The organism is Vibrio sp. 10N.247.311.14 (assembly GCF_041467715.1).
In the GTDB taxonomy this organism is placed as follows: Bacteria; Pseudomonadota; Gammaproteobacteria; order Enterobacterales; family Vibrionaceae; genus Vibrio; species Vibrio crassostreae_C.
In genome coordinates this window covers 59330-70390 of the sequence record NZ_JBFSVE010000010.1, presented here as the reverse complement: position 1 = coordinate 70390, position 11061 = coordinate 59330, and the positions used below count along the sequence as shown (strand labels likewise).

Genomic DNA, 11061 nt, shown 5'->3' with positions numbered 1-11061 from the left:
TCCGTGTAGGGTATTCGTTTTTTGTCGTTCTCGCTAATTATCTTAGCCTCTGTTTAGGTTTGATTAATAAGTCATTATTTAATTTGTTTATTTTCACTGTTAATTTTCTGTGTATCTTTATACGGAACTATTAATTTAATAGTGAGGACTCGTGACATCTAAAGAAAATACATTTCGACCTGTTCGGAATGTATTGAAAGGTATTATTATGGAAAACTTCAAACATCTACCAGAACCGTTTCGTATTCGTGTTGTAGAGCCAGTAAAAAGAACAACTCGCGCCTATCGTGAACAAGCCATTGTCGACGCGGGCATGAACCCATTTTTGCTCGACAGTGATGATGTGTTTATCGACTTACTGACAGACAGCGGAACAGGATCTATCACTCAGCGTATGCAAGCCGCGATGTTAATGGGTGATGAAGCTTACAGTGGTAGCCGCAGTTACTACGCATTGTCGAATGCGGTTAAGGATATCTTCGGTTACGAGTTGACGATTCCAACACACCAAGGACGCGGTGCAGAGCAGATCTACATTCCGGTTCTTATTAAGAAGCGTGAAATGGAGAAAGGGCTCGATCGCAGCAAAATGGTCGCCTTGTCGAACTACTTCTTCGATACAACACAAGGCCACACCCAAGTGAATTGCTGTGTGGCGAAGAACGTTTATACCAAAGAAGCGTTCGATACCTCAGTGAACGCGGATTTCAAAGGCAACTTCGATGTGGTGAAGCTGGAAGAAGCGATCTTAGAAGCGGGCGCAGCCAATGTTCCCTACATTGTGAGCACCATTACTTGTAACTCTGCTGGTGGACAGCCAGTGTCTATCGCCAATCTAAAAGCCGTGTATGAAATCGCTCAGAAGTACGATATTCCTGTGATCATGGACTCGGCACGCTACGCAGAAAATGCCTACTTCATTCAACAACGTGAAGCGGGTTATCAGGATTGGACAATCGAACAGATCACGCGTGAGTCTTACAAATACGCGGATGGTTTAGCTATGTCTGCCAAGAAAGATGCCATGGTACAAATGGGCGGCTTGTTGTGCTTTAAAGACGACGCTTTCATGGATGTGTACACAGAGTGTCGAACCTTGTGTGTCGTGCAAGAGGGCTTCCCAACCTATGGTGGCTTAGAAGGTGGCGCGATGGAGCGTCTTGCGGTTGGCCTTTATGACGGCATGCGCCAAGATTGGTTAGAGTACCGTATTGGCCAGGTTCAATACCTTGTTGATGGCTTAGAAGCGATGGGCATCGTGTGCCAGCAAGCAGGCGGTCATGCTGCGTTTGTCGATGCGGGTAAATTGCTGCCTCATATCCCGGCTGGTCAGTTTCCCGCACATGCTTTGGCGTGCGAACTCTATAAAGTCGCGGGTATCAGAGCGGTTGAGATTGGGTCTTTGCTGCAAGGACGCGACCCAGCAACAGGTGAACAACACCCATGTCCTGCTGAGTTGTTGCGCCTTACCATTCCTCGCGCGACCTACACACAAACACACATGGACTTCATTATCGAAGCATTCGAAAAAGTGAAAGAGAATGCAGGACAAGTGAAAGGGCTCGATTTTACCTACGAGCCGCCGGTGTTAAGACACTTCACTGCGCGCTTGAAAGAGGTAGAGACCAGCGAGAAACAAACAGAAAAAAAGAACGAACAAACGCTCGAAGAAGCATTTTAAAATAAAAACATAAGCGAATAGTCACTAGAACCCTAATCAAAGGCTCCCTCGGGAGCCTTTTCTTTTTTTGGATGGTAGGGGAGTTATGTCGTTAAGCAGCTAAGCGGTTAAGCCTTTAAGCAGTTAACCCGGTAATCATTTAGGCCTTTAGATGTTGAACTACGCTTGTTTGTTTTTTAGCGTAGACTTTAGCATTTGGAATAACCACTGATTCAAAGGTGCGTCTTTTTGCGAGCGGCGGCAGCTCATCACATAGCTCACATCTATGGTTCATGTTCGATTGTTAAAGTTACCCCAACAAAAACACAGATACCAAACGAACAAAGAATTAGAAATACAATGAGGTGATGTATGAACAAGTTAATCGCACTTGGATTGATGGCTTTATCTATGAACACGGCTTTCGCGGCTGACGGTACTTATGCGAGTACTCTCGATATGATGAGAAGCGAAGGCAATCAAGTAAAGGCTGAGCGTGTTGAATCTGATCCAGTGCTTGAAGGAAGAAATGACGCCGCTAATGGCGGAATAAAATTCCAAAAGAACGTTGATCAAGACCAAACGATCCAGCTTACAGGTCGTCGTGATTAACGTTAAAGATGTGCTTACCATTGTCATGAGAAATGCTGGGCCCTCGGGTGCAGCATTTTTCGTTATTGGGTTGTGGAGTATTTTATAAACTCTAGCGATCTAGCCTTGGCATGTTGTGTAACGTGTGGCATTTTGTTGTTCTCTAATTTAGATCGCTATTAGGTGTTGGTTAAGCATTACAAACCAGTAAGCGAACGCTCGAAAGGACTAGGAATGACTCAAAAAGAAACGGGAATGATTCGTCATATTCTACTGATTAAGTTTAAAGAAAACGCTGAGGCTTCAGAGGTTCAAAAACTAAAGATGTTGTTTGAAGCGATGCCAAACAAGGTTGAAGGGGTCACTTCAATAGAATGGGGATTAAATGACAGCCCTGAAAACAAGAATCAAGGTTATACCCACTCGGTGTTAATGACGTTCGCCGATGAAGAAGGCCGTCAGAATTACCTTCCGCACCCTGAGCATGATGCGCTGAAAGATGTGTTTCGTCCGCTTTTAGAAGACATCATTGTGTTTGATTACTCCCTGTAATTAGGTTCTGAGTAGGTCTCTTGTGTTTTACTTACCTTCGATAATGAAGAGTTAGGGCCTAGCGATTAAGCCCTAACTCAATAAGAAACGACTTACTCTGTTGGCGAAATAGTGACTGGTGCAAACGATGCGACAGCATTCCCGCCTGCGCCCCAGCGGTAGCGAGGCCAGAAGATAACTGTCTGATTGGGGTAGTACGTCTGTTTGTCGTAGTCCAGATAAGGCATCTCAACGAGGTCTATCTGTGGTTCTAAACGACCTTTATGTCATCTACTGTTTACGCTCATTTTTATTCCGTTAACCTGCCAATAGGCAGTAAAGTTAACGCAAAGCGTGAATAAGAATGGCATTACTTTTAAATAATGCCGTTGTGCCACGGTTAAGCTCTAGTCAATTTGATAGCCACTTCTGATTCCAGTTCACTTAATGGTCGAGGTTTACTGAAGTAATAACCTTGCAGCAGATCTATCCCCAGTCCGTTTAGGCGTTGGTTATGATCAGCAGTTTCCACCCCTTCAGCTACAACACGATAGCCCAAGCTTTTACCCATCATGATCATAGTGTTGACGAAGTCTAAGTTGGTCTGCCCTTGAGTTATGTCAGAGATAAATGAACGGTCGATCTTTACTTCACTTAGTGGAAGTTGCTTTAGTAAAGATAGAGAAGAGAATCCCGTGCCAAAATCGTCAAGAGAGATAGAAATTCCTACATCGTGTAGTTCTTTAAGTGAGTTTATGCATAACTCGTAATCGACAATTGCTGCTGACTCGGTTATCTCAATACAGAATAACGTCAAAGGAAGCTGGTATTGGCGAATAGTTCGAATGATTTCTTGAGCGAAGTGAGGCTGTATCAGCTGTTTTGCACTGATATTAATGGAAATATGGCTCATGGTTTGTAGCCATTCAGATCCTTCAACATCCTTACAAACTCGATGAATGATACATTCACCAAGCTTGCTGATTAGGCCAGCTGATTCAGCAACCTCGATAAACTGGTCAGGAGGGACATCCCCCAATGTTGGAGATTCCCATCTTGCTAGTGCTTCAACAGCAGTAATCTTTTCATCTTGCCCACAATATTGAGGTTGGTAGTGCACCTTTATTTCTTGTTGAGCGATGGCACGACTGAGTTGGTGCTCTATTTCGATTATGTTTTCCGTCTCTTTTGCCATTGACCTTTGAAAGTTGAGATAGCTTTGTCCTCCCAGCTTTTTAGCTTGATACATGGCAATGTCGGCCTGCTTAATTAATTCTTCGGCACTTACGCCATCATAAGGATACATAGCGATGCCTAGGCTTCCTTGGCTGATAATCTCAATATCATCAACGATCAATGGGTTTTGAACGGCATTTAAAATCTGCGTGGCGAGTGCGTTGATGTCTGCTTCGGAACTGACATTACACAAAAACAAGAATTCGTCACCTCCCAAACGTGCGACAAGGTGTTCACTTGATAGCACGTTCTGAATATGTTTGGTCACGTGGCAAAGAAGTGCATCACCGACGTGATGACCAAAAGAGTCGTTGATAATCTTAAAACGGTTAAGATCCATCAACATGACCGCGCGTTTTTGGTTAGGTCGATTCACAATGTGTTGCGCGATGCTTTCCATTATTTTCCGGCGATTAGCGATGCCAGTAAGCGCATCATAATACGCCATGTGTTGAATCTTTTCCGCATCTTCTCGCTCTTGAGTTACATCCGTCATTGAGCCAATGAAGCGCACAGCCTGCCCTTCTGCATTATGAACCGCTGAGCCACTGGCATGAACCCAGATATATCCGCGATGTTGCGTCTTCATCCTGAATTCACATTTGAACGGTACTTCTTCGTTTAAGTGGTTATGAATGGCGGACTCGAGAAGTTCTAAGTCTTCTGAGTGTATATATTGGAACAGATGGTCACATCCTAACTTACGATCAGAAAAGGTATCTTGACAGCCAATCATTTTGGTTAACCGACTGTTCCAGACAAGAGTATTGGTTAGTAAGTCCCAATCCCAGATACCATCGTTTGAGCTGTTAGATACTACTTTGAGCTGTTGCAACAACTGTTGGGAGTTCTTCTGACGATTGTTACTTGTATTGATAAGCTCGTCGCGCTCGATGAACAGTGCGAGCATATCTAAATAATTGTTGAATACCGATTGTGTACCGATATCTTGGTGATCTTGCAATGAATCAACAACAGCGACGAGCTTCCAGTGATCTTCTTGCCCTGAGTTGATAGGAAGAATGGAAGCAACGAAATGATCATAGCGTTCGAAAAATGGGAAATTGCGAATATCGTCTTGAATATCTGTTTGTTGCGGTAGGGTAGTTGGCTGAGTCATGCCTTTTTCTACCCATTTCCTAATAGTGTATTGCTCCGAATTACACTCAGCGAGACAGGCCCAGTCAAGATTGTTTCCGTAAAGGCTTTGAGCATCTCTAATTGAGTCAAAACCTCCTTGTGCTTGTGAATAGAAATTTTCGAATATCTCAGCGGGAGAACGCCCTTGCACATTTAAGAGGATTTGGCGAGTTGAGTTGATATCTTCTTTATGTTCGAGATCTGGGTTTGTGTTACCGCAAGACTGATGAACGATGAGCTTTTGCGGGACACTATTATTGGCATTATTAAAAGGCTTCCCAGAAATACGTTCCAACACGCGGTGAAATACTTGCGTCGCTAGAAGCTCAAGCTGTTGGTCTACTGTTGTTAACTTGGGATTGAATTGTTGACCGACGAAAATATTATCAATGCCTACGATGGCGACATCGTCAGGTACCGAGATATTGCTGTGAGACAGTTGCTCCATCATACCTACAGCATTGTGGTCAGTTGCGCAGATAACCGCAGTGCATTTGGATTTACGCTGTATAAATTCTATTGCGGCTTCTCGTCCCCCAGATAGAGAACAATTCGACACGCGGAAGAAATGGCGTTGGTTGAATGAGCCTTTATGATCAATCACCGTGCGTTGATACGCTTTGAAGCGAGACCTGATATCATTAACAGTGAGATCGCCACAAAAGCCGATTTCTTCGTGTCCTTGACTTTGTAACCATTCATAGAGCTTAGTGACACCATCGCTTTGCACACTATAATACTGCTCAACGGGCAGCGGCGCATAGCTTGCTCCAATAGAAATGACTGGAATGTTTGCGTTTATAGCTTCTTCGATCAACTTTACTGTCGCTGCATGGAGAACGACCACAAGGGCATCGAGATGATTAAAATATATAGGAAGTTTAAAATCTCTTCGCTCACCCGAGCGGATGAAGATCAGATTGACTTTATGGTTTTTCGCAAGCCTTCTAAGGGTTGCATTTAGCTCGCCCATGTAGAAGCCACTGAGCATAGGCAGCACAATGCCAACGGTAGGACGTTTTTTAGATGTAACAATAGTCATGTTATTAGCCGGTCGAAAGTTGTGTTGTGTAGAACTGTTTTCGGGGGAGAATAGGTATCTTTTTATTATTTCTTCCATGCTCTACTAAGCGAGCTTGAAAATAAACTTACGGCAAAAGGAAATGCAAAACCACGCACAATCCGAGTAAGTCTAACTCATATATTTGAGAGGTTACTCAGAAGCGGTCCTCAATTTATGGACATGACTTAAGCGACTGATCTGTTCTGACAGTACCTAGAATAACCGGAACGGATTATGACTAGAAACGCAGAAACCACTCTCCTGAATTTAATTGCAACAATAAATGACATACAAACGTAGAGGTAGCGCACAAAATCGAAAAAGGGGATATCGCGATTACGTAATCATTGATCTAGCCGATAGTGAGATAGTGATAAGAGGTCGATAATTCGTTGTCGGATCTAAATTAGAACTTTAAATCTAATTTCTAAGTAGTTGTTATCTCAGGAAGAGTTTTTGTGCTATGCGCCCCTATATTAAATACATTATCCCTATTTTAATTCCTTTCATTATCCTCGTAATGCCGCTATCAGCGTTTCCATTTGAAGGCCTTACGATTATTCAACAACGCGTTATCGCGATCTTTTTATTAGCGGCATTGTGTTGGGTGTTCGAGCCCATCCCGATCTACGCGACGTCTGTTGTTATTATCGTTCTGCAATTGTTGATGTTGTCGGATAAAGGGCTGATCTTTTTAAGGTTTGAGCATGGGGAGGAACATTTTGGTGAGTTGTTAAAATACAGCGATATCATGGCGACATTCGCTAGCCCAATCATCATGCTGTTTTTAGGTGGTTTCTTCTTAGCGATGGCTGCCACTAAATATCGATTAGACGTAAACTTAGCTCGCGTGTTGTTAAAGCCATTTGGACAAGACCCAAAGTTTGTGATGCTCGGCTTAATGTTGATCACTGGTATCTTTTCGATGTTTATGTCTAACACGGCAACAACGGCAATGATGCTATCTATTTTAACGCCGGTACTGGCTGTGTTTGGCCCGAAAGACCCCGGTCGTATAGCGTTTGCGCTTTGTATCCCTGTTGCCGCTAACATCGGTGGCATTGGTACCCCGATCGGTACCCCGCCGAACGCTATCGCACTTAAATATTTAGTTGGCGACAACCTCATTACGTTCGGTGAATGGATGGCATTTGGTGTGCCGTTTGTCGTTATTATGATGGCGTTAGCGTGGTTTTTAATAGGCTTTATGTACAAAGCTGACCAAAAGAAAATCGAACTAAGTATTAAAGGTAAATTCCTTAAAACACCCAAAGCTATTGCGGTGTACGTCACTTTTGCGCTGACCATCATTCTTTGGTTAATGGGTTCAAGCCATGGCATGAACTCTTACACCGTCGCTCTGATTCCTGTCGCTGTGTTCTCACTCACAGGGATCATCAATAAAGAAGACCTGAAGAAAATTTCTTGGGACGTATTGTGGCTTGTATCAGGTGGTATTGCGCTTGGTTTAGCGCTCGATAAAACTGGATTAGCAAAGCTCGTGGTACACAGCATTCCGTTTGATGCTTACTCACCATATGTGGTGTTGTTCGGAGCGGCGTTCTTGTGTTTGGTAATGGCAAACTTTATGTCTCATACCGCAACGGCTAACTTGTTAATGCCAATTATGGCTGCATTAGGTTCGTCTATGGCTTCACTCACGCCACTAGGCGGTGAGTTAACGTTAATTCTGGTTGTGACTTTTGCTGCTTCATTAGGTATGTCGCTGCCAATCAGTACGCCACCGAATGCGTTGGCTCATGCCACGGGTCATGTGCAAAGTAATCAAATGGCCAGAATCGGTATTATTTTGGGTGTGGTTGGTGTGCTACTGAGTTTTGTTATGGTGTGGGTGCTACATTCAATTGGTCACATAGGATAACGATACGTGTATCAACAAAAGCTAGAAGCACTTATCGATCGTTATTTTAATCAGACCGAACGTCGGGTGACGTGCCGTGCCGGTAACACCATTATTGAACAATCAGCGTTAAACACTCGTTTGTATTATGTGTTTAGTGGAGAACTGGAAGGATTTTATTCCGAAGCGAATACACCGCAAGTGCGAGTGTTTAGCGCGGGTAGTGGGGCTTTTATTGGCGTTCATAGCTTCTTTTCAGGTAATTGGACAGCATCTTCAACGGTTGTTGCTAAAACCGATGTTGAGTTAGCGTGGATCGATAAAGACACGCCTGCAGAAGATGAACGTAACTTTGGCCCTCTTACCGCACAGTTCACACCTGTGATCGTCAACGAGTTGTCGCGTCGTCAACGCCGTGCAACACAAGAAGCGATAGCGAAACAAAAAGCGCTAGAGAAGTTACATACTGCTGAGCAAATGACGACCTTGGGTCAATTGGCTGCAGGGATTGCCCATGAGCTTAACAACGCTATTGGTGTAGTAAATAGTAAATCTGGCCGACTTGAAACGGTCATCATGGAGCTACTTGAAGAAGTGCATCCAGAAGCCAGTCAATTTTTCGATTTTGGGTTAATGCATGGTCAGAAAACGTCGTCGTCAGAAGCGCGAACACGTGGGCGACAATTTGAAAGAAAATATGGTTTAGACAAGAACATTGCTCGCTCTCTTGCAAAGGCGATTCCAATTGATGCTTTATCTGCAACAGACGTTATTTCAAAGCATTGGCTGAAAAAACCAGAAGAAGCGATTCGTTTTTGGCAGATGGGCTGTGATTTACATGATTTGCGTTTGGCATCTAGACACACCGTCGGCATCGTAAAATCGGTTAAACAACTTGGCAGAGTTGATATCGACACCGAAGAAGCGGTTGATATTAACGACTCCATTAACCATGCCTTATCGTTGCTACAAAGTGAGTTACGTAGAGTGTCTGTGCGATTGAGCCCTGCGGATTTACCGTCTTTTAAAGGCTCGAAAACAGAGCTCGTTCAGATTTGGGTCAACATTGTAAAGAATGCTTGTGATGCAATGTCGAATTCAGACGATGCCGCAATAGAGATTCAAACCAGATTAAGTAAGAAAAGGATATTAGTTACGATCGCGAATAACGGCCCTGAGATAGACGAGGCGACTCGTAGAAAGGTATTTCAGCCCAACTTCACCACTAAAAAAGGTGGTTTATCGTTTGGATTGGGCTTGGGTTTATCAATAGTTAAGCGGATTGTGGCGGGTTATGGCGGAAGTATCATTGTGAAAAGTGATGCTTCTAAAACTGTATTTAGAATCAAGTTACCAGTAGAGGGTGAACATGGAGAAGCTTAATTTAATCTGTGTCGATGACCAGAGAGAAGTACTGAGCGCAGTGGTACAAGATTTAGAGCCGCTGGCGAGTTGGTTGAATATTGAAGATTGTGAATCAGCGCTAGAAGTGCTTGATCTCATTGATGAACTTGACGCAGAAGGCGAACACATTACCGTCATCGTGTCCGATCATGTGATGCCAGGGAAAACGGGCGTGGAGTTACTCACTGAAGTATTCCATGACAGCCGCTTTCCGAATACAAAGAAAATTCTTCTTACGGGGCAGGCCACTCACACCGATACCATCAATGCGATTAATGCAGCAGGTATCGACCGTTACTTTGAAAAGCCTTGGCAAGCAAGCACATTAGTTGAATGCATTCGCACTCTTGTCACTGAGTACATATTTGATCAAGGGCTTGATTACACGGACTATCAGAATGAACTCGACCAGCAGGTTGTGTTCAGAAGCTTGCGTTAGCCTCTTATGTTAGCGACTTACATTATTCACTAGTGTAAGTCGCTTGAAATTCTATGCACCGAAGGACGCTTTCTGAAGGGTTTTTCTTTGAAAGATGTAATCTTTCGCTGCTTATTTTACCTACCTCTTTTAGTCGTTCAGGTTTTGGTACTCAGTTATTAACACACTGGTTGCTGGCTTTAGTCTAAAACTCATACGCTACGCCAACGCCAACGCCAACGGATGCATTGTGTTTTCTTCAGGAACGATTCCCTGAACATACAGCAGAGCTAAAATGTGTCGCAGAGTTCCCGTGTCGTTTGTTAGAAAAGTAAGTCGAAATTATTCAAAAGTGATTCCTAACGCGTGGGACGTGGAGTTCTAAGCCAAATCGGTACTTACAACGTAAAGGACTAGGCTTTTGACGGCTTACTGCGTATTAATGCATTCGCCCACAAGTGGGGGTTTATAGTCAGTAGGATTTTAAAATGAGTGAGATTGCTCGCTTTATATCTGGTGAAGCGCCGGACAAATTTGGTCGAAATATAGAACAGTTATTGGCTTACAATCATTTTTGGTTGGAGCATGACCATAAGTACATTCAAGTGTTCTTCCCAATAGATGAGGGGACTAAGTTTAATCAACATGCCCCGTTGGTTACTCAAGAAGATAAGGTGCTTTTTGCTAATTCAGAAGCGCTCCGCACAGCTCATCTACAAGTGCTTGATCTGATGCTTGAGTTTTGGGGTATGCAGCGAAACGGGAGTGAAATATCTTCATCGTTACCACTTAGCCCGGCTAATCACGTATGGTTAAAGAATCATGACCATAACCAGCTAAGGTTAACGCGAGCCATTCGCAGTTTGTACTTGTTGGGTAATGAAGAGGTTGCGGCTCGGTTATGTGACTTCATAGTATCAGCGGCGACCGAGGCTGGCTCGGTGTCGGAGAAAACCGTTCAGTATTGGCGCAATGCCTTGGAAGGTTAGGGTTTTTCTGTGCAGAGCTTCCGGCACTGCTCATAATTGATTCTCAATGCGCGGTATTTTGTACGATGCCGCTTTCTCTATATTCAACATTTGAATGCAATTTGTGGAATATATCAAAGTTAATTAAACTGATGGTAAGTTATTACTTTTCATTATGTTAGGGTTCTT

8 protein-coding genes and 2 pseudogenes are annotated in these 11061 nt (G+C 43.6%); 7 read left to right on the top strand and 3 right to left on the bottom strand.

All coding sequences use genetic code 11. The features are described from left to right. The first annotated feature begins 208 nt into the window (after positions 1-208). The gene (tnaA, locus tag AB6F11_RS05620; protein ID WP_102394496.1) at positions 209-1681 is read left to right on the top strand and encodes a tryptophanase; all 1473 of its coding nucleotides are present in this window, start codon (positions 209-211) and stop codon (positions 1679-1681) included. Positions 1682-1840: 159 nt separating this feature from the next. Here tnaA and AB6F11_RS05615 read toward each other — a convergent pair. Further along, positions 1841-1951 (bottom strand): annotated as a pseudogene (locus AB6F11_RS05615) (LysR family transcriptional regulator); the annotation flags it as partial. Between the two features lie 81 nt (positions 1952-2032). On the opposite strand from AB6F11_RS05615, the gene AB6F11_RS05610 reads away from it, so the two are divergent. Further along, positions 2033-2272, top strand: coding sequence for a hypothetical protein (locus AB6F11_RS05610; protein WP_017069969.1), 240 nt, complete (start codon positions 2033-2035; stop codon positions 2270-2272). Positions 2273-2485: 213 nt separating this feature from the next. Next, complete coding sequence (locus AB6F11_RS05605) at positions 2486-2803, top strand: Dabb family protein (RefSeq protein WP_102394497.1); 318 nt, start codon at positions 2486-2488, stop codon at positions 2801-2803. Positions 2804-2949: 146 nt separating this feature from the next. On the opposite strand, the pseudogene AB6F11_RS05600 reads toward AB6F11_RS05605, so the two are convergent. Beyond that, a pseudogene (locus tag AB6F11_RS05600) lies at positions 2950-3060 on the bottom strand (DUF3103 family protein); the annotation flags it as partial. Between the two features lie 122 nt (positions 3061-3182). Continuing rightward, positions 3183-6200, bottom strand: coding sequence for an EAL domain-containing protein (locus AB6F11_RS05595; RefSeq protein ID WP_372179393.1), 3018 nt, complete (start codon positions 6198-6200; stop codon positions 3183-3185). 484 nt (positions 6201-6684) lie between these two features. On the opposite strand from AB6F11_RS05595, the gene AB6F11_RS05590 reads away from it, so the two are divergent. The 4 genes from AB6F11_RS05590 to AB6F11_RS05575 all read left to right on the top strand — a co-directional run bounded on the left by AB6F11_RS05590 (position 6685) and on the right by AB6F11_RS05575 (position 10893). Continuing rightward, positions 6685-8103 (top strand): DASS family sodium-coupled anion symporter, encoded by a 1419-nt coding sequence (locus AB6F11_RS05590; protein ID WP_102394498.1) that lies wholly within the window; start codon positions 6685-6687, stop codon positions 8101-8103. A gap of 6 nt (positions 8104-8109) precedes the next feature. Continuing rightward, positions 8110-9465, top strand: a complete 1356-nt coding sequence (locus AB6F11_RS05585) for an ATP-binding protein (protein ID WP_102394499.1) — start codon at positions 8110-8112, stop codon at positions 9463-9465. Continuing rightward, the gene (locus tag AB6F11_RS05580; protein ID WP_102394500.1) at positions 9452-9925 is read left to right on the top strand and encodes a response regulator; all 474 of its coding nucleotides are present in this window, start codon (positions 9452-9454) and stop codon (positions 9923-9925) included. The genes AB6F11_RS05585 and AB6F11_RS05580 overlap by 14 nt, the downstream gene beginning before the upstream one ends. A 467-nt stretch (positions 9926-10392) precedes the next feature. Then, a complete protein-coding gene (locus AB6F11_RS05575) occupies positions 10393-10893 on the top strand; it encodes an opioid growth factor receptor-related protein (protein ID WP_102394501.1) in 501 nt (166 codons plus the stop codon). Positions 10894-11061: the final 168 nt, after the last annotated feature.

Bases quoted from the DNA above. Each gene is read 5' to 3' on its own strand.
- AB6F11_RS05610 (WP_017069969.1), top strand. From the start codon at position 2,033: ATGAACAAGTTAATCGCACTTGGATTGATGGCTTTATCTATGAACACG.
- tnaA (WP_102394496.1), top strand. From the start codon at position 209: ATGGAAAACTTCAAACATCTACCAGAACCGTTTCGTATTCGTGTTGTA.
- AB6F11_RS05575 (WP_102394501.1), top strand. From the start codon at position 10,393: ATGAGTGAGATTGCTCGCTTTATATCTGGTGAAGCGCCGGACAAATTT.
- AB6F11_RS05605 (WP_102394497.1), top strand. From the start codon at position 2,486: ATGACTCAAAAAGAAACGGGAATGATTCGTCATATTCTACTGATTAAG.
- AB6F11_RS05580 (WP_102394500.1), top strand. From the start codon at position 9,452: ATGGAGAAGCTTAATTTAATCTGTGTCGATGACCAGAGAGAAGTACTG.
- AB6F11_RS05590 (WP_102394498.1), top strand. From the start codon at position 6,685: ATGCGCCCCTATATTAAATACATTATCCCTATTTTAATTCCTTTCATT.
- AB6F11_RS05595 (WP_372179393.1), bottom strand. From the start codon at position 6,200: ATGACTATTGTTACATCTAAAAAACGTCCTACCGTTGGCATTGTGCTG.